Origin of the sequence: Kitasatospora purpeofusca (genome assembly GCF_042691725.1) — a bacterium.
In the GTDB taxonomy this organism is placed as follows: domain Bacteria; phylum Actinomycetota; class Actinomycetes; order Streptomycetales; family Streptomycetaceae; genus Kitasatospora; species Kitasatospora purpeofusca_B.
The window spans coordinates 4,717,227-4,737,758 of the sequence record NZ_CP170483.1 but is presented as its reverse complement, the minus strand read 5'-3'; the positions used below and the strand labels follow the sequence as shown (position 1 = coordinate 4,737,758).

20 protein-coding genes are annotated in these 20,532 nt (G+C 75.7%); 13 read left to right on the top strand and 7 right to left on the bottom strand.

The window, feature by feature from the left end:
* Positions 1-30 precede the first annotated feature (30 nt).
* Complete coding sequence (locus ACFCLZ_RS20025; protein WP_380277857.1) at positions 31-177, top strand: hypothetical protein; 147 nt, start codon at positions 31-33, stop codon at positions 175-177.
* A 12-nt stretch (positions 178-189) separates the two neighbouring features.
* On the opposite strand, the gene ACFCLZ_RS20020 is transcribed toward ACFCLZ_RS20025, so the two are convergent.
* Together ACFCLZ_RS20020 and ACFCLZ_RS20015 are read right to left on the bottom strand one after the other, a co-directional pair.
* Positions 190-807, bottom strand: coding sequence for a TIGR03086 family metal-binding protein (locus tag ACFCLZ_RS20020; RefSeq protein ID WP_380277855.1), 618 nt, complete (start codon positions 805-807; stop codon positions 190-192).
* Complete coding sequence (locus ACFCLZ_RS20015; protein WP_380277854.1) at positions 804-1,724, bottom strand: alpha/beta fold hydrolase; 921 nt, start codon at positions 1,722-1,724, stop codon at positions 804-806. Before ACFCLZ_RS20015 ends, ACFCLZ_RS20020 begins: the two co-directional genes overlap by 4 nt.
* A 148-nt stretch (positions 1,725-1,872) precedes the next feature.
* On the opposite strand from ACFCLZ_RS20015, the gene ACFCLZ_RS20010 reads away from it, so the two are divergent.
* Complete coding sequence (locus ACFCLZ_RS20010; protein WP_380277852.1) at positions 1,873-2,529, top strand: TetR/AcrR family transcriptional regulator; 657 nt, start codon at positions 1,873-1,875, stop codon at positions 2,527-2,529.
* Between the two features lie 9 nt (positions 2,530-2,538).
* Here ACFCLZ_RS20010 and ACFCLZ_RS20005 read toward each other — a convergent pair whose 3' ends face one another.
* The 4 genes from ACFCLZ_RS20005 to ACFCLZ_RS19990 all read right to left on the bottom strand — a co-directional run bounded on the left by ACFCLZ_RS20005 (position 2,539) and on the right by ACFCLZ_RS19990 (position 6,108).
* Entirely contained in the window at positions 2,539-3,858 is a 1,320-nt protein-coding gene (locus ACFCLZ_RS20005; RefSeq protein WP_380277850.1) for an amidase, read from the bottom strand.
* 58 nt (positions 3,859-3,916) lie between these two features.
* On the bottom strand, positions 3,917-4,192 hold the full coding sequence (locus tag ACFCLZ_RS20000) for a hypothetical protein (protein WP_376086541.1): 276 nt from the start codon (positions 4,190-4,192) through the stop codon (positions 3,917-3,919).
* Positions 4,193-4,253: 61 nt separating this feature from the next.
* Positions 4,254-5,354 carry an allantoicase gene (gene alc / locus ACFCLZ_RS19995; RefSeq protein WP_380277848.1) on the bottom strand — a complete coding sequence of 367 codons (1,101 nt, stop codon included), beginning with the start codon at positions 5,352-5,354 and terminating at the stop codon, positions 4,254-4,256.
* A gap of 97 nt (positions 5,355-5,451) precedes the next feature.
* Positions 5,452-6,108 carry an ATP-binding protein gene (locus tag ACFCLZ_RS19990; protein ID WP_380277847.1) on the bottom strand — a complete coding sequence of 219 codons (657 nt, stop codon included), beginning with the start codon at positions 6,106-6,108 and terminating at the stop codon, positions 5,452-5,454.
* Between the two features lie 239 nt (positions 6,109-6,347).
* Here ACFCLZ_RS19990 and ACFCLZ_RS19985 point away from each other — a divergent pair, with 239 nt between their 5' ends.
* The 10 genes from ACFCLZ_RS19985 to ACFCLZ_RS19940 all read left to right on the top strand — a co-directional run bounded on the left by ACFCLZ_RS19985 (position 6,348) and on the right by ACFCLZ_RS19940 (position 18,720).
* The gene (locus tag ACFCLZ_RS19985) at positions 6,348-7,187 is read left to right on the top strand and encodes a hypothetical protein (RefSeq protein WP_380277845.1); all 840 of its coding nucleotides are present in this window, start codon (positions 6,348-6,350) and stop codon (positions 7,185-7,187) included.
* Between the two features lie 208 nt (positions 7,188-7,395).
* Positions 7,396-8,163, top strand: coding sequence for a YcnI family protein (locus tag ACFCLZ_RS19980; protein ID WP_380277843.1), 768 nt, complete (start codon positions 7,396-7,398; stop codon positions 8,161-8,163).
* Between the two features lie 101 nt (positions 8,164-8,264).
* Entirely contained in the window at positions 8,265-8,945 is a 681-nt protein-coding gene (locus tag ACFCLZ_RS19975) for an SCO family protein (RefSeq protein WP_380277841.1), read from the top strand.
* On the top strand, positions 8,942-9,451 hold the full coding sequence (locus ACFCLZ_RS19970; protein ID WP_380277839.1) for a copper chaperone PCu(A)C: 510 nt from the start codon (positions 8,942-8,944) through the stop codon (positions 9,449-9,451). The genes ACFCLZ_RS19975 and ACFCLZ_RS19970 overlap by 4 nt, the downstream gene beginning before the upstream one ends.
* Positions 9,452-9,462: 11 nt before the next feature.
* Positions 9,463-11,526 (top strand): FixH family protein, encoded by a 2,064-nt coding sequence (locus ACFCLZ_RS19965; RefSeq protein ID WP_380277837.1) that lies wholly within the window; start codon positions 9,463-9,465, stop codon positions 11,524-11,526.
* A 14-nt stretch (positions 11,527-11,540) separates the two neighbouring features.
* Complete coding sequence (efeB, locus tag ACFCLZ_RS19960; protein WP_380277835.1) at positions 11,541-12,833, top strand: iron uptake transporter deferrochelatase/peroxidase subunit; 1,293 nt, start codon at positions 11,541-11,543, stop codon at positions 12,831-12,833.
* Between the two features lie 149 nt (positions 12,834-12,982).
* Complete coding sequence (gene pheA / locus ACFCLZ_RS19955) at positions 12,983-13,918, top strand: prephenate dehydratase (RefSeq protein ID WP_380277833.1); 936 nt, start codon at positions 12,983-12,985, stop codon at positions 13,916-13,918.
* A 582-nt stretch (positions 13,919-14,500) separates the two neighbouring features.
* On the top strand, positions 14,501-15,775 hold the full coding sequence (gene serS / locus ACFCLZ_RS19950; RefSeq protein ID WP_380277831.1) for a serine--tRNA ligase: 1,275 nt from the start codon (positions 14,501-14,503) through the stop codon (positions 15,773-15,775).
* Positions 15,776-15,848: 73 nt separating this feature from the next.
* Complete coding sequence (locus ACFCLZ_RS19945) at positions 15,849-16,694, top strand: HAD family hydrolase (RefSeq protein ID WP_380277829.1); 846 nt, start codon at positions 15,849-15,851, stop codon at positions 16,692-16,694.
* 205 nt (positions 16,695-16,899) lie between these two features.
* Positions 16,900-18,720: an LCP family protein gene (locus tag ACFCLZ_RS19940; RefSeq protein WP_380277827.1), complete on the top strand. Its 1,821-nt coding sequence runs from the start codon at positions 16,900-16,902 to the stop codon at positions 18,718-18,720.
* A 32-nt stretch (positions 18,721-18,752) separates the two neighbouring features.
* On the opposite strand, the gene ACFCLZ_RS19935 is transcribed toward ACFCLZ_RS19940, so the two are convergent.
* Positions 18,753-19,517 (bottom strand): sporulation protein, encoded by a 765-nt coding sequence (locus ACFCLZ_RS19935; protein ID WP_380277825.1) that lies wholly within the window; start codon positions 19,515-19,517, stop codon positions 18,753-18,755.
* 220 nt (positions 19,518-19,737) lie between these two features.
* On the opposite strand from ACFCLZ_RS19935, the gene ACFCLZ_RS19930 reads away from it, so the two are divergent.
* Positions 19,738-20,478 (top strand): FadR/GntR family transcriptional regulator, encoded by a 741-nt coding sequence (locus ACFCLZ_RS19930; protein WP_380277823.1) that lies wholly within the window; start codon positions 19,738-19,740, stop codon positions 20,476-20,478.
* The last annotated feature ends 54 nt before the right edge of the window (positions 20,479-20,532 follow it).

Below are 20,532 nucleotides of genomic sequence, written 5' to 3'. Positions count from 1 at the left end.
GGGGGATCCGGTCATACCGTCGGAGCAGGAGTGGATCTGTCGGCCGAGGGTGAGGAGCGGCGGATGTTCTGGCAGTTCATCGTGCTGGTGGTCGCCTCGTTCGGCTTCCCGACCGCCGCGCTGCTGTTCTTCATCGGTGGGCCCCGCTTCCCCGACGAGCGGCGCGACGACCGGTAGCGGTCGCGCGGTTCAGCGCGCCGGGAGGGCCCAGGCCGGGTCGCGGCCCAGCAGGGCCAGCGCGCGGCCGAACGGTCCGGCCGCCGCGTCGGCCGCCCGGACGGCGGCGAAGGCCCGCCCCGGCGCCCGGTCCGCCGGACCGGCCGGTACGGCCCCGGCCACCGCGAGCAGGGTCCCGGCCAGCGCCGGATCCTCCTCGACGGCGGCCACCAGCCGGGCCGGCGAGCCCAGCGCGACCGCCACGTCCCAGGCGTGCACCAGGGTGTCCAGCAGGTGGAAGCCGACCGCCCGGTCGAAGGGGAACGGCCCGCCGTCGCGGATCTCCGGCAGCCAGAGCGGCGCGGACCGCGGCGCGGCGACGGCGAAGGCGGCGGTCAGCCGCGCGGCCGAGTGCCGGAACGCGCCGGCCGGATCGCCGTGCACGGGGACGTCGTGCCAGAGCGCGAGGTCCGGCCCGGCGCCGCCGGCCGCGGCGGCGAAGCCCCGGTGCTGCCCGACCGTGTGCTCCAGCAGCCGGCGCAGCGACCAGTCCCCGCAGGGCGTCGGCAGCACCAGTTGCTCCGGCTGCACGGCGTCCACCACGGTGGCGGCCAACTCCAGGGAGCGGGTGTGCAGTTCGAGCAGGCTCATGCCGCACCCGCCGGCTTCGCCACCGGCCTCGTCACCGGCTTGGACCCCGGCTCGGACACCGGCACCGGGGCGGCCGACAGGAAGCCGATCACGTTGTCGATCACGGTCGGCTCGGTGAGGATCCGCCGGTGGCCCAGCCCCCGGGTGGCCAGCAGCTCCAGCCGGTCCCCGTACGCGGCCCGCAGCCGGCGGGCCTCGGCGAACGGGACGACGTCGTCGTCCTCGTCGTGCACCACCAGGATCGGCAGGGCGATCTCCTCGGGGCGGCGGGCGGCGTCGAAGTGCGCCCGGACGTCGGTGACCCCGGGGAACATCGCGCCGCTCTCCGCCCGGCGCCGCAACTCCCGCTCCACGGTGGCGTTCAGACCGAGCCTGGCGCAGAACCCGGCGGGCAGCCAGGAGACCTCGCCGACGCCGGCCAGGGCGGCCAGCCGCCCGGCCTCCAGCCCCTCGCGCAGCGCCAGAAAGGCCGCGTTGACGCCCAGCGAGTGGGCGATCACCGCCTCGAAGGCGCCGTACTCCTTCTGAAGCCGCAGGGCGATGGCGCGGTGGTCCAGCACGGTGGCGGTCCGGCCGCCGGAGTCGCCGTGCCCGGGGGCGTCGTAGCCGACGGCGGTGAGGCCGAGCGCGCGCAGCCGGGGCACGAAGTCCGCGAAGCGGGAGGCCCGGGACTGCCAGCCGTGCATCAGCAGGACCGGCCGGGTGCCGTCGCCCCAGCGGTGGACGACCACCGGCTCGCCGCGGTGGCGCAGCGTCCGGGTGGCGGCCCGGTCGTGCACCTCGCGCTCGCGGGTGCGGACGCGGCCGCGCCGCAGGGGGTGGCGGTAGAGCTCGAACGCGGCCCGGCCGGCGAGGCCGGGGGCGGCCAGCGAGGCGGCGTTCAGGGTGGTGCGGATCAGTGCGACGGCCGGGTCCATGCGGAACTCCCTGGTGATGCCGAGGGGCAAGAGCCGAACTGGGCGAGATATTAGCACGACCGTTCGTGCTTTTTCTGGACCGGCCGGCCGCCCGCCGCCCCGCTACCCTGGCGACACGGACCGATGCCGGAGAACTGGGGTGAGAGCGGTGGCCGGAGCGACCACGTCCCGCACCGACGGGCGGGTGCTGCGCGGCGAGGAGACCCGCCGGACGGTGCTGCGCCGGGCCGTCGAGATCGCCTCCGTCGAGGGCCTGGACGCCCTGTCGATCGGCCGGCTCGCCACCGACCTCGGGCTCAGCAAGAGCGGGGTCTTCGCCGGCTTCGGCTCCAAGGAGGAGCTCCAGCTCGCCACCGTCCGGGCGGCCCGGCGGATCTTCTCCGACGCGGTGCTCGACCCGATCGCCCCGGAGCCCCCCGGCCTGCGCAAGCTCCGCCTGCTCTGCGAGTCCTGGCTGGCCTACTCGCGCGCCCGGGTCTTCCCCGGCGGCTGCTTCTTCTACGAGGTCAACGCCGAGTACGACGCCCGCCCCGGCCCGCTGCGCGACGCCCTCGCGGCCAACTGGCGGGAGTGGCACGCCACCGTCCTCGGCCTGGTGAACGGGGCGATCGACGCCGGTGAACTGCGCGCCGACGCCGACCCGGAGGACATCGCCTTCACCCTGATCGCCCTGCTGGAGAACGCCAACCCGCAGGCCCTGCTGTTCGACGAGGACACCCCGTACGAGCGCGCCCACCGCGCCGCGCTGCGCCGGCTGCGCTCGGACGCCGTCGACCCGGACACCCCCGCACTGCGGGGGGACTGAGCCCGCCGTTCAGGCCGCGTCCAGCACCCGCTCCAGGACCACCGCCTGGGCGAGCAGCCGCTCGTCCGCCCCGGCCTCGCCGACCACCTGGAGGCCCAGCGGCAGGCCCTGGTCCGTCACCCCGGCGGGCAGGCTCAGCGCGGGCAGCCCGGCGCAGCTCCACGGCAGCGACATCACGGCGCTGCCGGTGCTGTCCAGCCCGAACGGGGCCGGGCCGGTCGCCGAGGGGGCCACCAGCAGGTCCACCCCGGCCCGCCGGCGCCGCTCGGCGAGCAGCGCGCGGAAGTCCGCGCGGGCGTCCAGCGCCGCCCGGTAGGCGGCCGGGCCGACGCTCCGGCCGCGCCGGATGCCCGCCACCGTCTCCGGCCGGTAGAGGCCGCCGAAGCGGTCGAACCACTCGGCGTGGGAGGCCGCCATCTCGAACCGGTTGATCGTCTGCAGCTGCCGCTCCAGCTCGGCGAAGTCCGGCAGCGGATCGATCTGACGCACCATCAGGCCCCGGGTGGCCAGCAGCTCCAGCTGCCGCCGGAAGGCCCGCAGCGCCTCCGGGCGGGCCCGCTCCAGGTACGGGCCGACCGGGACCCCGAGCACCGGCACGTCCTCGTCCCCGGTGTGCCGGTACCCGGTGTCCCAGTCGTCGCACAGCAGCGGGGCGGCCAGCGCGGCGCCCGCCAGGTCCGCGGTGAACAGGCCCAGGGTGTCGAGGCTCGGCGCGTTCGGGATCACGCCCGTCACCGGGATCCGCCCGTGCGTCGGCCGGAAGCCCACCACGCCGCAGTAGGCGGCCGGGCGGACCACCGAGCCGACCGTCTGGGTGCCGATCGCCAACGGCACCAGCCCGGCCGCGACCGCCGCCGCCGAGCCGCTGCTGGAGCCGCCCGGGGTGTGGGCCGGGTGGTGCGGATTGCGGGTCGGGCCCGGGGCTGCGCCCGCGAACTCCGCGGTCACCGTCTTGCCCGCGACCAGCGCGCCGGCCGCCCGCAGCCGGTCCACCACGGCGGCCTGCGGCCCGGCCAGGACGCCCGGCGGCAGCACCGAGCCGGCGTGCGTGGGCAGGCCGTCCACGTGCACGATGTCCTTGACCCCGACGGCCACCCCGTACAGCGGCGGCGCCTGCGCCGGATCGGGGTGGCGGGCGGCGAGCGCCCGGGCCTCGGCGTGCAGCCGGTCGGCGCGGCCGGGCTCGGGCACGAAGGCGTGGATCAGCGGGTCCACCTGCTCGATCCGGGCGCAGAGCCGGTCGACGTGGACGGCCAGGGCGGGTACGCCCGCGCGCAGCGCGGCGGCCTCGCGGGTCAACGACCGCGGCCGGACCGGGGATTCCTCCATGGCGACCACGGTAGCCCCGGCCCCGGGGCGGCCGTCCACCGCACCACCGGTGGGGCGTTCAGCCCGACGGCCAGGCCGTCTCCGGTTGTTCGCCGGGCGGGCCCGGCCGGTGCTCGTCGGCCAGCCAGGGCGCCTCGCGCAGCAGGTAGGCCCCGCAGGTGTGGCAGCAGAGTTCGGGGGTGCGCCCCCAGTCCACCGCCTCCCGGGCGGGCGCCCGGGCGTCCAGCTCCCGGCCGCACATCGCGACGCTCCCGCCGCCGCGGACCATGTGCCACAGCCGCACCGCGGCAGAGGCGCCGCCGTCGGCGTACTCGGCGCGCATCCGGTGCATCATTCCCCCATCGTCCGGCGGCCCGCCCGGCCCGGCAAGCGGAGCCGGGCCGGGCGCGGTGCCCTCAGACCAGCCCGCCCCACAGCCGCAGCCGGGCGATCCCGCCGTCCGGGAAGACGTCCAGCCGGACGTGGGTGGCCGGGCGCGGCGCGTCGATCACCAGGCGGTGCACGGCGTCCGGCTGCAGCCGGGTGCGCGGCACCAGCTCGAACCACTCCCCGGGGTCCGTACCGTGCTCGTCCCGGCCGGACAGCGCCGCCCAGCCGGCCGCGTTGCCGACGTAGTAGCCGGTGTCGATCTCCACCGCGCGGACCGCGCCCCGCCCGGCCAGCCGCAGCCGGACCCAGTCGTGGCCCGCGTCGCGGCGCCGGCGGTTCTCCCAACCGTCGCCCATCGCCCGGGACCTGCCGGGCAGGACGAGGCCGACCGGGGCGGAGTAGAAGCGGTCCGAGGCGTCCTCGACGGCGCCGCCGTTCTCGACCGCGGCCAGGTCGAAGGTGCCGAGCGCGGCCAGCCAGGCGGTGTCCGGCCGGGCCTCGCCGTGCACCCGGAAGCGCGCGATGCCGCCGTCGGGGTACTGGCTGAGGCGCAGGTGGGTGAAGCGGCGGCGGTCGGCGACGGCGAAGCCGTTGGCGGCGTGGCCGCGCACCGGGGAGCGGGGGACCAGCGGGTGCCAGGCCGTCCCCGGGGCCAGCAGCTCCTCCGGGCCCGGGGTGCCGGGGAGTTCGGCGCCCTCGACGGCGATCTGTCGCGGGTGGTTGCCCCGGAAGTGGGCGGTGTCGACGACCACGCCGTGCACGACGCCCGGCACGCCCAGCCGGACCAGCGCCCAGTCGTGGTCGTCGTCGGCCGGGTGCGGGTGGCCGGCGCCCACGCCGCGGCGCCGGCGGGTCTCCCACCCGTCCATGATCTGGCCCTTGTTGCCGAAGGTGTGCGGGCGGAACTCGGCCGGCCGGGGCAGCAGCAGGTTCTCCCGCTCGGCGAACAGCTCGTCGTTGGCGGCGAGGACGGCGCCGCCCAGCCGGCGGTCGGCGAGGTCGACCAGCGCGGTGAACGGGAACTCGGCGGCGCGGTAGTCGGCGTACGGGTCGCCGCCCCCGTACGGCGGGGCGGCGGCGTCGGACGACTGGACGGGATTCGGGTGGGAGTTCGCGTCGGCGGTCATGCCTCCACCCTCGCGCCCGGCAGCCGGTCGGGTCCATCACCGAGGACCGGGGAAACCGTTCAGCCGCCCCGTCCGCGTCGGACCGCCGGAAGGCTCCCTAGGAGGCCCGGCGCAGCAGGGCGTCGTCCTGCCACTTGAGGATCTTGTCGAAGCTGACGATCGCCCCGCGCAGCGGGTGGTTGCGGAGCTGGACGTGGTCGGTGAGGGCGTGGATGAGGAAGAGGCCGCGGCCGGACTCGGCGGTGAGGTCGGGGAGGGCGTCGAGGTCCAGCGGCCGCAGGAAGGGCAGCGGCACCGGGTCGGTGGCCGGGGGCAGGACGTGGGTGTCGTACGGGCGGCCGTCGCGGTGCGGGCGGTGCGCGGTGAGCAGCGGCCCGGGGACGCTGGCCCGGCCGCGCCGGGAGCGGTGCCGGGGCTGCGGCCGCCCGGCCGGACGGGCGGGCGGGGACGCCGGGGCGGGGACCGGACGGCGCGCCGCCGGGGCGGCGGGGCCGGGCAGGCCGGGGCCCGAGTCGGTCACCTCGATCCGCAGCAGGTCGCCGCTGATCGACGCGGTGACCTGGTAGCCGTCGTCGGGGCGGCCGCCCGCGCCGTGCTCGACGGCGTTGGCGCAGGCCTCGCTGAGGGCGACGCCGAGGTCCTGGGCGATCTGCGGATCGACGCCCGCGGTCGCCATCGCGCCCAGCAGTATGCGGCGGGCCAGCGGCACGCTGGCCGGGTCGCGCTTGAGGTGCAGAGTCCACCAGATGTCCACGGGAGGTCCCTCCTGGCTGCGGCTCCACATATAACGAGGTATCTCCGGACGGTGCGCAGGTGAACCGTGCCGGGGGTCCGCTACCGCCCGTTCGGCGGATGGACGGGGGGACGGGCATGTGCCGGGCGGCGCACGTCCGGGGGGTGCGCGGGGCGGCGCGCGGGGCCGATCGGGGCATTCGTAGGGATTTCCCACCCTGCCGGTCCGGCCGGTGTGCGCGATGAGATGATGGCCCGGCCATGACTGCCCCAGCCGCCGCCCCGCACCCGGGCGCCCCCGCACCGGACGCGCCGGTGGGGGCCGCCGCCTGGGACCTGCGGCTTGCCCGGGCGGTCCCGTTCGCCCTGGTGTGCACGCTGATCGCGGCGGCCGGGCACGCGCTGGCGGGCGGCGGGGACGTCGCCCTTCCGGCGCTCGCGGCCGGTTTCGCCGCCTCCCTGGTGCTCGCCGCCGCCCTCGGCGGGCGGGAGCGCTCGCTCGGCGCGATCGCCGGGGCGCTGGCGGCGGTCCAGTTCGGGCTGCACTGCCTCTTCCATTCCTTCGGCGGCCACGCGGCCGCCGGCGCGGTCGGCGCGCACCACGGCGGTCCGCCGGGCTCCGGCCCGCTGACCCTGCCGCAGGTGGCCGGCCGGCTGATCTGCAACGAGGCCCGGCCCGGCACCCTGGCCGGCCTGCCCGGCGGCCCGACCGCCGAACAGCTGGTCGCCGGCGCGGGGCTGGACCCGCAGGCGTACGCGACCGCGCCGTGGTGGCAGGGCGGGGTGCTCGGGATGACGCCGACGATGCTGGCGGCCCACCTGGCCGCGGCCCTGGTGGCCGGCTGGTGGCTGCGGCGCGGCGAGGCGGCGCTCTGGCGGCTGGTGCGGATCGCCGCGTCGGCCGCGCGCGCCCGCGGGGCGGAGCCGCTGCGCACCGCGTGCGCCCTGGCCGCGGTCCTGCTGCGCGGCCTGTTCGGCCTGCCGGCCGGCCCGGTCCGCCGGCCCGGCGGCCGCGGCGGGGACGACCCGCTGCCGGCCGGTGCCGTGCTGCGGCACAGCGTGGTGCGGCGCGGCCCGCCGCTCGGGGCCCTCGCGTACTGACCCGCGCCCCGGTGTCCCCCGGTCCCCCACCGGCTGTGGCCCGACGGCGGACGGGTGTACGCGCAAGCCGAGCCGTCCCCGCCCACGCGTGCGGTCCTGCGGCCTCCCCCACCTCGTCCCCACGCCGCGCGGCCCCGCCGCGGCACGGATCCTCCCGTGCCCGGGAGCGGGCCTGCCCGCCGAGCCTCCGAACGGAGACACGAACCCCATGCGTTCGCTTTCCCCCCGCCGTACCGCCGCCGTCGCCCTCGCCGCAGCCGCCTCGGTGGTGGTCCTGGCCGGACCCGCCTGCGCGCACGTCACCGTGAACCCGGGCAGCGCCGAGCAGGGCGGCTACACCGCCGTCGACTTCCGGGTCCCGAACGAGAACGACGCCGCCGGCACCGTGAAGCTGGAGGTCAACCTCCCGCTGGACCACCCGCTGGCCTCCGTCCGGACCCAGCCGCTGCCGGGCTGGACCGCGGTCGTCGAGAAGTCCAAGCTGGACAAGCCGATCAAGGTGCACGGCAACGACGTCAACGAGGCCGTCTCCAAGATCACCTGGACCGCCGACGCCGGCGTGAAGATCGCCCCCGGCCAGTTCCAGGAGTTCCGCGTCTCGCTCGGCCCGCTGCCGACCGACGCCGACTCGCTGGTCTTCAAGGCGCTGCAGAGCTACGAGAACGGCGACGTCGTCCGCTGGATCGACGAGGCCAAGGACGGCCAGCCGGAGCCGGCCAAGCCCGCCCCGGTGCTGAAGCTGACCAAGGCCGCCGCCGGCGACGGCCACGGCGTGACCGCCTCCGCCTCCCCGTCGGCCGCCGCCGACAACCACGCGCACGGCGACGCGGCCACCGACGGGACCGCCGCGTCCGACGACAAGGCCAGTGACTCCACCGCCCGGGTGCTCGGCGTCGTCGGCATCGTGGTCGGCGTGATCGGCACCGCCGTCGGTGTCCTCGGCCTGCGCCGCAGGAGCGGCGGCTCGGCCTCCTGACCCCCGCACCGGCGGGGCCGCGCCCGGCACCCTCGGCGGGTCACGCCCGCCTCCGGGCGCGGCCCCGCCGGTGATCCACCGCACACGATCGGACCTCTCCCATGCCCCGCTCCGCCCGCACCCCCCGCACCGCCCGGCTGGCCGGCGCCGCCGCCGTCGCCCTGGCCGCCGCGCTCACCCTGACCGCCTGCGGCTCCGACGGGGGCGGTTCCTCCTCCCCCGCCAAGGTCGTCCAGCAGAAGCCCGACTCGCCCTACGAGGGCACCGTCCTCGGCAAGAACTTCGAGAAGCCGGACCTCCAGCTGACCGACACCTCCGGCCAGCCGTACGACCTGCGCCAGAAGACCAACGGCAAGACCACGCTGCTCTTCTTCGGCTACACCAGCTGCCCGGACGTCTGCCCGACCACCATGGGCGACATCGGCGTGGCGATGAAGAAGCTCTCCGCGGAGGAGCGGCAGAAGGTCAACGTCGTGTTCGTCTCCACCGACCCGCAGCGCGACACCCCGCAGGTGCTGCGCGCCTGGCTGGACTCGATGGGCAGCGACTTCATAGGCCTGACCGGCGACCTGGAGAAGGTGAAGGCGGCCGCCAAGACGCTCGGCATCCTGATCGAGGACCCGGTGACCAACGCGGACGGCACCGTCACCTCCACCCACGGCGCCCAGGTGCTGGGCTTCCTGCCCTCCGACGACAAGGCCCACCTGCTCTACCTGAGCGGCACCGAGGTGAAGACCTACGAGCACGACCTGCCGCTGCTCGCCAAGGGAGTCGCCGCGTGAAGGGCGCCCTCGGCTTCCGCCGGACGGCACTCGCCGGGGCGGCGCTGGCGACGGCACTGGGCTCCGGAGCGTTCCTGGTCGCCTGCGGATCGGGCGGCGGTGACGGCGCCGGCGACGCCCCCTCCGGCACCGCGGCGGCCCGGCTGAGCGTCGCCGACTCCTACATCCCGCTGCCGCCGGCCGGCGGGATGGCGGCCGGCTACCTGACCGTGCGCAACGACGGCGGCCAGGGCGACGAGCTGGTCAAGGTCTCCAGCCCCGGCGCCTCCTCGGTCACCATGCACCGCTCCACCGCCAGCACCATGGAGCAGGTCGACAAGCTGGACGTCCCCGCGCACGGCGCGTTGCAGCTCGCCCGCGGCGGCACCCATCTGATGATCATGGGATGGCAGAAGGCCCCCGCCGTCGGCGACGAGCTCGAACTCGACCTGACCTTCACCCGGACCGGCACCATCTCGGTGAAGGTGCCGGTCAAGGAGCTCACCTTCCGCCCCGGCCAGCAGTAAGGGACCGCACGATGCTCATCGCACCGGGACTGCGGGGACGGCGGACCGCCGGGCTGATCGGCGTGCTCGGCGCCGTCCTCGCGCTGCTGCTCGGCGGCGCCGGACCGGCCGCCGCGCACGCCACCCTGCAGTCCACCGACCCCGGGCAGAACGCCGTCCTGCCCACCGCGCCGCAGTCCGTCACCCTGACCTTCAGCGAGGCCGTCTCGCTCTCCTCGGACTCGGTGCGGGTGCTCGACCCGTCCGGCAAGGCCGTGGACGCGGGCAACCCGGCGCACGCCGACGGCAAGGGCAACACCGCCCGGGTCGGGCTCGGCGCCGGGCTCGCCAACGGCACCTACACCGTCGCCTGGCGGGCCGTGTCGGACGACTCGCACCCGATCGGCGGGGCGTTCACCTTCTCCATCGGCGCGCCCTCGGCCACCACCGTCTCCACCACCGCGCTGCAGAGCGCCGAGGCGGACGGCGTGGTCGCCGCGCTCTACGGCACCGGCCGGGCGGTCGCGTACGGGGCGTTCGCGCTGCTCGCCGGCGCGGCCGCCTTCGTGCTGCTCTGCTGGCCGGCCGGGGCGGCCCGGCGCCCGGTGCAGCGGCTGCTGATGAGCGGCTGGGTGGCGCTGCTGGTGTCCACCGTCGCGGTGCTGATGCTGCGCGGCCCGTACGAGCGCGGCTCCGGGATCGGCAAGGCGTTCGACCTGTCGCTGGTCCGCGCCACCCTGGACGAGCGGATCGGCACCGCGCTGGCCGCCCGGCTGCTGCTGCTCGCCGCGAGCGGGGTGTTCCTGTCGCTGCTGGTCGGCCAGCTCGGACAACCCGCCGGACGGGCCGCCGGACAACCCGCCCGACAGGCCGTCGGGTCCGGGCCGGCGCAGGACGGCGACGCTGAGGAGGCCGAGCTGCGGGAGCTGGAGCGGCGCGCCGCCGAGCGCCCGCAGCGCGACGCCCGGCTGGGCCTCGGGGTGGCCGGACTGGTGCTGGCCGTCGCGCTCTCGGCGACCTGGGCCGGCGCCGACCACGCCTCGGTGGGCATCCAGGTCTGGCTCGCGCTGCCGCTCGGCATGCTCCACCTGGTCGCGATGGCGCTCTGGCTGGGCGGCCTCGCGGCCCTGCTGGTCGGACTGCGCGAGGGGATCGGCGCGGACGTCGCCGACCGCTTCTCGAAGATCGCGTTCGGCGCCGTCCTGGTGCTGGCCGGCACCGGCGTCTACCAGTCCTGGCGCGGCCTCGGCAGCTGGGGCGCGCTGACCGGCACCGACTACGGTCGGCTGCTGCTGGTGAAGACCGGCTGCGTGATCGCCATGCTCGGCGCCGCCTGGATGTCCCGCGGCTGGCTGGCCCGGCTGCGGGCCACCCCGGAGGCGGCCGAGGTCGTCCCGGCGGCGGTCGCCGTGGCGGCCGGCGGCTGCGCCACCGCGGACCACGGCACGGACGGCGCCGAGGACGGCGCGGAGTCCGACGACCCGGTCCGGCGGGCCCAGCTGGCCCGGCAGCGGGCCGCCCGGGCGAACGCCGACCGGGCCCGCGGGCTCACCCCGACCCGCGCCGGGCTGCGCCGCTCGGTGCTGGTCGAGGCGGCCGTCGCGGTGGCCGTGCTGGTCGCCACCACCCTGCTCACCAACGCCCCGCCCGGGCGGGTGGCGGGCGAGGTCAAGGCCGGGGCCGCCAACGGCACGGCCCCGGCGGCCGGCGGCACCGGCGGCGGCGCGTCCGCCCCGCAGACGGTGCCGGGCCGGACGGTGGAGCTCGCGCTCCCGTACGACACCAAGGGCCGCACGCCGAACGCCAAGGGCACCGCGACGGTCACCCTCAACCCGGCGGGCACCGGGTCCAACGAGGTGCACCTGAAGCTGGACGGCACGGACGGGCAGCCGGTCGAGGTACCGGAGGTGGAGCTCGCCTTCACCCTGCCGGACCGCGACCTCGGCCCGCTCGCCGTCCCGCTGACCGCCGAGGGCACCGGGCGCTGGACCGGGACGGCGCAGCTGCCGCTCGCCGGGAACTGGGTGGTGTCGGTGGTCATCAGATCCTCCGACATCGACCAGACCACGGAGATCAAGCAGCTGAAGATCGGATAGGGCGGACCACCCTCATGGAGACCAGCACCGACCGCACCGTCGAGCAGGACGGCACCACCCGGGGCACCGCCCCCGGCTTCACCCGGCGGGCCCTGCTGGGCACCGCCGGGGCCGCACTGGTGGCCGGCGCGGGCGCCGGCGCCGCCGCGGCCCTGACCGCGGACCGGCACGGCCCGAACCACCCGCCGGTCCCGGCCGGCGACGGCCTCGGGCCCGCCCGGGTGGGGTTCCACGGCGAGCACCAGGGCGGGATCCTCGAACCCCAGCAGGCCCGGGTCCAGCTGGCCGCCTTCGACCTGGCCGGCGGGGTCGGCCGGGACGGCCTGCGCGCGCTGCTGCGGCGCTGGTCGCGGACGGCCGCCCGGATGGCCGTGGGCGAGCCGGCCGACGAGTTCGACAACCAGGTCGCCCTGGACGCCGGCCCCTGCTCGCTCACCGTCACCTTCGGCTTCGGCGCGGGCCTGTTCGACAAGGCCGGCCTGGCCGACCGCCGCCCGGCCGGGCTGGAGCCGCTGCCCGCCTTCCCGGCCGACGCGCTGGACCCGGCGCGCGGGGACGGCGACCTGTTCGTGCAGATCGGCGCCGACGACGCGCTGGTGGCCGTGCACGCCCTGCGGGTGCTGCAGCGGCAGGCGGCCGGCACCGCGGCGCTGCGCTGGCAGATGTCCGGCTTCGCCCGGACGCCCGGCGCCACCGCCCGCCCGATGACCGGGCGCAACCTGATGGGCCAGATCGACGGCACCAACAACCCGCAGCCCGCCGAGGAGGGCTTCGCGGCCAAGGTGTTCGTCGCCGCCGGGGGAGAGCAGCCGGCCTGGCTGGCCGGCGGCTCGTTCCTGGTGTTCCGGCGGATCCGGATGCTGCTGGACAACTGGGAGGCCCTGCCGGTGGACCGCCAGGAGCGGGTGATCGGGCGGCGCAAGTCGGACGGCGCCCCGCTCGGCGCGCCCGCCGACGCGGGCGAGCGGACGCCGGTGGACCTCGCCGCCCAGGGGCCGGACGGGGCGCTGGCCGTTGCGGCGGACGCGCACATCCGGGTCGCGGCGCCGGCCGCCAACGGCGGGGCGGCGATGCTGCGGCGCGGGTTCTCGTACCACGACGGGCTGCTCGCCGACGGCTCGCCGGACGCCGGGCTGCTCTTCCTCGCCTTCCAGGCCGACCCGCGCAAGGGGTTCACCCCCGTGCAGCGCAAGCTGGCCCGGGGCGACGGCCTCTCCCGCTTCCTGCGGCACGAGGCGAGCGGTGTGTACGCCGTCCCGCCGGGCGCGCCGCAGGGCGGGTACGTCGGGCAGACCCTGCTCGACTGACCCGGCCCGGCCGGCCGGTTGTCCACCGGTTGTCCGTCCTCCTCCCACAGAGCGGACCGCGATCACGGAAGGAGGACGGAGTGGCTAAGGTGACTCCTCCCGGCGATCCGCCGTTCTTTCCCACAGGTCCCGTTCCCCTTGGAGGCGTCATGTCGGCAACCCGCTACACGTACCTCGGGCCGGCGGGCACCTTTACCGAGGCGGCCCTGCGCACCCTGCCGGAGGCGGCCACCCGGGAGCTGGTGCCGATGTCCTCGGTGCAGCTGGTGCTGGACGCGGTGCGCGGCGGCGAGGCCTCCGGCGCGTTCGTGCCGATCGAGAACTCGGTCGAGGGCGCCGTCACGGCGACCAACGACGAGCTGGCCTCCGGCGCGCCGCTGATGATCTACCGCGAGGTGCTGCTGCCGATCACCTTCGCGCTGCTGGTCCGGCCGGGCACCGAGCTGTCCGACGTGAAGACCGTCACCAGCCACCCGGTGGCCCAGGCGCAGGTCCGCAAGTGGCTGGCCGCCCACCTGCCGGACGCGCACTGGGAGTCCGCCGCCTCGAACGCGGACGGCGCCCGGCTGGTGGCCGAGGGCCGGTACGACGGGGCGTTCGCGGGCGAGTTCGCGGCGCCGATCTACGGTCTCGACCCGCTGGTCAAGGACATCGTGGACGCGCAGAGCGCGACCACCCGGTTCGTGCTGGTGGGGCGGCCCGGCCGGGTCTCCTCGCCGACCGGGGCGGACAAGACCTCGATGGTGGCCTGGCTGCCGGACGACCACCCGGGTGCGCTGCTGGAGCTGCTCCAGGAGTTCGCGGTGCGCGGGGTCAACCTGATGCGGATCGAGTCCCGGCCGACCGGGGAGGGGCTGGGCAACTACTGCTTCCTCATCGACTGCGAGGGGCACCTCAGCGACCGCCGGGTGGGCGAGGCGATGATGGGCCTCAAGCGGATCTGTCCGCAGGTGCGGTTCCTCGGTTCCTATCCGCGCGCCGACCGGCAGGCGGCGGGACACGGGCGGCCCGGCACCACGGACGCGGATTTCGCCGCGGCCTCGGACTGGCTCTCGCGCTGCCTCGACGGCCGCGGGGACATCTGAAGTCCGCCCCGGGCCGTCCTGGGCCGCCCGGGCCCCCGAGGACCGCCTGAGACCGCCGGACGCCGCCGGACACCGCCTGCGTCCGCCGGACATCCGGGCGCCATTCGGCGGCCATGTGTCCTTTTCGAACCGTTTTCCACCCCGCCGGGCGGCCGTCCACAGGGCGGCCGCCCCGCCGCGGGGCTTGTCCACAGGGGTGGGCACTGTCCACAGGCCCGGGTTATCCACAGGCCTGGGGATGAGTCGACAAACCGGTATAGCCACTGCACGTTTCGGTCGGATCATCGGTTTGCGTCGCAGAGATGACTAATCGGACCAGAGTCACCCGGGTGTCAGCAAATCACCCGTCCGAGTGCTTCAATTCGCTCACCCGAGAAGGTCAATTCAGGTTTGAAACTTGAATTCCCCGGTTGGATTCCCGGCCCATCGACGCCTCCCCACGATCCACAGCCCACGCCCCGAACCTGTGGATAACCGGCCTCCGGACGGTTTCCCACCGCGGTTATCCACAGGCCGGCGGGAGTTATCCCCAGGGGAAAACCGGTACCGGTGGACAGGTCACCGCCCGGTAGGCTTGGCCCCGTGATTGACCTTCGCCTGCTCCGTGAGGACCCTGACCGAGTGCGCGCCTCGCAGCGCGTCCGTGGCGAGGACGTCGACCTGGTCGACGCCCTCCTCTCCGCCGACGAGCGCCGCCGGTCCTCGGGCACGCGCTTCGACGAACTGCGCAACGAGCAGAAGGGCCTCGGCAAGCTCGTCGCCAGGGCCCAGGGCGAGGAGAAGGCCGCCCTGCTCCAGCGCACCAAGGAGCTGGCCGCCGAGGTCAAGGCCGCCGACGCCGAGCAGAGCGCGGCCAAGGAGGAGGCGGAGCGCCTGCTCCGCTCGCTGGCGAACCTCATCGACCCGGCCGCCCCGGTCGGCGGCGAGGAGGACTTCGTCACCCTGGAGGAGATCGGCACCCCGCGCGACTTCGCCGCCGAGGGCTTCGAGCCCCGCGACCACGTCGAGCTGGGCCAGCTGCTGGGCGCGATCGACACCGAGCGCGGCGCCAAGGTCGCCGGTGCCCGGTCGTACTACCTGACCGGCGTCGGCGCGCTGCTGGAGCTCGCCCTGGTCAACATGGCGATCGCCCAGGCCACCGCCGCCGGCTTCACTCCGATGATCACCCCGGCCCTGGTCCGCCCGGCCGCCATGGACGGCACCGGCTTCCTCGGCCAGGCCGCCGAGAACGTGTACTTCCTGGAGGGCGACGACCGCTACCTGGTCGGCACCAGCGAGGTCCCGCTCGCGGCCTACCACATGGACGAGATCCTCGACGCCGACAAGCTGCCGCTGCGCTACGCCGGCTACTCGTCCTGCTTCCGCCGCGAGGCCGGCACCTACGGCAAGGACACCCGCGGCATCATCCGCGTCCACCAGTTCGAGAAGGTGGAGATGTTCGTCTTCACCACGCCCGAGGACGCCGAGAACGAGCACCGCCGCCTGCTCCAGTGGGAGAAGGACTTCCTCAACGCCCTCGAACTGCCCTACCGGGTGATCGACGTCGCCTCCGGCGACCTCGGCGCCTCGGCCGCGCGCAAGTTCGACATCGAGGCCTGGATCCCCACCCAGGGCAAGTACCGCGAGGTCACCTCGACCTCGAACACCACCGAGTACCAGTCCCGCCGCCTCGCCATCCGGATGCGCGAGGAGGGCAAGGTCCGCCCGCTGGCCACGCTGAACGGCACCCTGGTCGCCGTCCCGCGCACCATCGTGGCGATCCTGGAGAACCACCAGCAGGCCGACGGCTCGGTCGTCGTCCCCGAGGCGCTGCGTCCCTACCTCGGCGGCCGCAGCGTCCTGGAGACCGCCCAGTAGGACCACCGGCACCGGCCGGAACCGCGGCGACGCGGACAGCAGCAACGAAGCAACTCCCGGGAGACCACGGCCCATGAGCATCACCAGCCCCAGCCCCGTCTCCCCCGCGGACGGTGGCGGCCTGCCCTTCAGGCTGGTCGCCACCGACCTCGACGGCACCCTGCTGAACAGCACCGAGGGCGTCTCCGCGCGGACCCGCGCCGCGCTGGCCGGTGCCACCGCGGCCGGGGCGCTGCACATCATCGTCACCGGCCGGGGCGCCGCCTGGGCCCGCCCGGTCTTCGACGAGATCGGCTACCGGGGCATAGCCGTCTGCGGCCAGGGCGCCCAGGTCTACGACGCGGGCGCGCACAGGCTGCTCACCTCGCTCACCCTGGACCGCAAGGTGGCCGCGCTCGCGATCGAGCGGATCGAGGACGAGACCGGCCCGCTGGCGGTCGCCGCCAGCCAGGACGGCCTGGACGGCGACGTGCTGGCCGGCCCCGGCTACGAGCTGCAGATCGCCTCCCACCTGCCGGTCGTCCGGGCCGCGCGGGACGAACTGCTCGCCGCCCCGGTCAGCAAGCTGTACATCCAGCACCACGCCCTGACCGACGACGCCCTCGCCGAGGCCGCCCGCCGCGCGGCCGGCGACCTGGTCGGCGTGGTGATGGCCGGCGCCGGCATCGTCGAACTGCTGCCGCTCGGCCTCTCCAAGGCCACCGGGCTGGCCGTCGCCGCCCACCGGCTCGGGGTGAGGGCCACCGACACCATCGCTTTCGGCGACATGCCCAACGACGTGCCGATGTTCGGCTGGGCCCGGCACGGCGTCGCGATGGCCAACTCGCACCAGGAGCTGCTCTCGGTCGCCGACGAGGTCACCCTGAGCAATGACGAGGACGGCGTCGCGGCCGTGCTGGAGCGGCTGTACCCGGCCTGACGGCCCCTTGGTCCGACACCCCTCCGCGGCCGGGTGAACCCCGTTCCGGCCGCCGCCGGTTCAGCCGTTGGAGTGACCCTGCGGTGAGCCGGTACGGCGAAGCCGCGGGTCGGCGGGGGTGCGGCCGTCTCGGGCCGCCGGGCGGCACCCGCGGAGTTTGTATGCTCCCAGGGTTGCCCGCTTCCGCCCCTGAGAGGTGCGCGCCATGTCAGTCCAGTGGGACCAGAGCCCGCCGGATCCGGCTGGGCGGCGGCGTGCCGACGGCGGCGTCCGGACCGAACCCCCCGAGGACGCCCCCGGCCGGTTCCCGGCGCCGCGCACCGGCGGCCGGGCCGAGGCCCGCCACGCCGCGCAGACCCGTACCGCACAAGCCCGTACCGACCAGAGCCGTGCCGACCGGAGCCGTACGGACCAGAAGCGCGCCGCCCAGGGCCGGATCACCCAGGCCCGCCGGCGGGCCGCCCCGCAGGGCCGCCCGCGCGGCGCCCGGGGCGGCGCCCGGCGGCTGATCGCCTGGTCGGTGGCCGGGGTGCTGGTGGCCCTGGCCGGCGCCGGCGGGGCGGTGTACTACCGGCTGAACGGCAACCTCCGGTCCTTCGACCCCGACGCCATCGCCCCCGACCGCCCGCCCGAACCGTCCGCCGACGCGCAGGGCCACCGGCCGGTCAACCTGCTGCTGATCGGCTCCGACTCGCGCGCCGGGAGGAACGGCGACCTCGGCGGCGGCGACGAGGGCGGCGCCCGCTCCGACACCACGATCCTGCTGCACGTCCACGCCGACCACCGGCACGCGGTCGGCGTCTCGATCCCACGCGACGCCCTGGTGACCATCCCCCGGTGCAAGCTCCCGAACGGCACCTGGACCCGGGAGCAGCCCGGACAGATGTTCAACTCCGCCTTCTCGGTGGGCAATTCCGAGGCAGGAAACCCGGCCTGCACGCAGAACACGGTGGAGAAGCTCACCGGCATCCGGATCGACCACACCATCGAGGTCAACTTCGCGGGCTTCGCCGCGATGACCGGCGCCGTCGGCGGTGTCGACGTCTGCCTGCCGAACGCCGTCCACGAGGGGAACATCAACCCCAACCTGGGCCGGAAGGGCAAGGTGGTGCTCGCCAAGGGCCGCCAACGGGTCTCCGGGCAGCAGGCGCTGGACTACGTCCGGCTGCGGCACGGCATCGGCGACGACTCGGACGTCGGGCGGATGAAGCGCCAGCAGGCCTTCCTGGCCTCGCTGCTGGCCCGGATCAAGACCAAGGGGCTCAACCCCGGCACGCTGCTGCCGCTGGCCGACGCCGCCACCCGGTCGATGACCGTCGACCCGGGCCTCGACTCGGCCGCCAAGCTGATGGACTTCGCGCTGACGCTCAAGGACATCGATCTGCACGAGGTCAAGTTCCTGACCACGCCGTGGCGTTACAGCGGCGCGCGGATCGACCTGGTGCACCCGGCGGTCGACACCCTGTGGCGGACCCTGCAGGCCGACCGGACCATCGACGGCCAGGACGCCACCGGCCGCCAGCCGGACGCCACCGCCGCACCGTCCCCGCCGGCGCCCGCGCCGTCACCGCCGTCCTTGCCGACGCCGACGTCCCCGCCGACGCCGACGCTCGGAGCCGACGGCGCGCCGATCAGGGTCACCGTCCACAACGGCACCGGCACCCCCGGCCTGGCCGCCCGGGCCGCCGAGACGCTCCGGGCGGCCCGGGTCACCGTCGCCGCGACGGCCACCGCGCGCGGCACCGCCCGGGCGGCGACCACCACCGTCGAGTACGGGGCCGGACAGCGGACCAACGCGCAGCGGGTCGCCGCGCTGTTCCCGGGCGCCGCGGTGGCGCCCGGCCGGGGGGCCGGGATCAGCGTGCGGCTCGGCCTGGACTACGCCGCCGTGGCCGCTCCGGCCGCCGCCGCGCCGACCGGGGCCGCGGGTGCGCCGACCGGCGCGGCGGCGGCGCTGCCCGCCGAGGTGGTCAGCGGGGCGAGGTCCGCCGACGACGACATCTGCAGCAACGTCTCCTACGGCTGACGGCTGACGGCCGGGCCGGCGCGGCGGGGACCTCAGAGCGCGGCGCGGATCCAGCCGTCGACCAGCCCGGTGAGGTCCTCGTCGGCCTGCCCGTGGTCGACCACATGGGTGCGGATCACGTCCCCGCCGCCGCCGAACAGGCCGCCGCGGCGGTCCGCCTCCAGCACCACCTCGACCTTGCCCGGGGTGGTCACGAAGCTGACCTCCAGCGAGTTGCAGGCGTGCGCGTACTGCGGCGCCGAGGAGTACTCGATCTCCTGGTAGAACGGCAGCGTCTGCCCGGTGCCGCGGATGTGCCCGGCCTCCAGGTCCGCCGAGCGGAACCGGAAGCCCAGCTGGAGCAGCGTCTCCAGGATCCGGCGCTGCACCGGCAGCGGCTCGACCTCCAGCGGGTCGCAGTCGCCCTTGTCCAGCGCGCCCGCGATGTCGACCTCGGTGCGCACCCCGAGCTGCATGCCGTGCAGGCGCTGCCCGGCGATGGTGGTGACCGGCGCCTCCCACGGCACCTGGACGGCGAACGGGATCGAGCGGTTCTCACCCGGCGCCAGCTTCAGCGGCGCGGTCACCGAGAAGCGCGCGAACGGGTACAGGCCGGTGCTCTCGCCGTCCTCGTGCTCGATCTCCACCCGGGCGACCAGGGTCAGCGTGATCCCCCGGATGTCCGCCTCCACCGTCCCCCCGGTCAGCTCGACCGTGCCGGCCATCGTCGCGCCGGGCTGCACGACCGGCGTGCTCAGGACGGTGTCGACACCGGGACCGCCGACGCCCAGGGCACCGAGCAGCTTCTTGAACACCATGCGGACGCTCTCCTCGTATCAAGGGGTGTGGGCCGGGCTCCGTCCTCGCCGGATCGCCGGTCGTCCGAAGGAACGCCAGGCCGCCGTGGACGGTTCCCGCGCTGTTCGCCCGCCAGTTGTAGGATGACCGGGCAAGCAGTTGTAGGATGACCGACGACCGAGCCCGTCCACGGCCCGGACACCGCCCGAAGACGCCCGTACCCGGGGAGGAGAGCCCGCCATGAGCAGCGCGCACAGCGGCCACGACACGCTGCAGACCGCCGGGCGGCGCTCCCTCGTCGACACCGCGATCGAGCAGCTGCGGGAGCAGCTGAGCACCGGCGTCTGGCCGGTCGGCTCGCGGATCCCGACCGAGCACGAGCTCGCCGAGCGCCTCGGCATCGGACGCAACACCGTCCGCGAGGCGATCCGGGTGCTGGTGCACGCGGGCATGCTGGTCTCCCGGCAGGGCGAGGGCACCTTCGTGCGCTCCACCAGCGACCCGGCCGCCGTGCTGCGCGGCGTGCAGCGCTCCGGGGTGCGGGACGTCCTGGAGGTCCGCGCCGCGCTGGAGACCGAGGCCGCCCGGCTGGCGGCGCTGCGGCACACCCCCGAGGACATCCGGCGGATGCGGGCCGCGCTGGCCCGTGAGGCCGAGGTGATCGCGGCGCACCCCGAGCGGGCCGGCCGCGAGGCGACCGTCGAGCACGACCTGGAGTTCCACACCGCCGTCGTCGAGGCCGCGCACAACCCGGCGCTGACCGAGGTGTACCGCTACTTCGGCGCCTCGGTGCGCGAATCGATGCGGACGGCGTTCGGCGACCACGAGATGCCCGAGGTGGTCGTGGCGACCCATCAGGCCCTGGTCGACGCGATCGAGAGCGGCGACCCGGAGCGGGCCGAGCGGGCGTGTCGCGCGCTGCTCGCCGAGCCGACCGCCGCCGTCGAGCAGCTCCTCGCCGCCATCGCCGCCCGGAAGTGAACGGGCCCGAGGCCCCCTTCCGCCCTCCGTGCACCTGAACTCCACGAAAGCAGC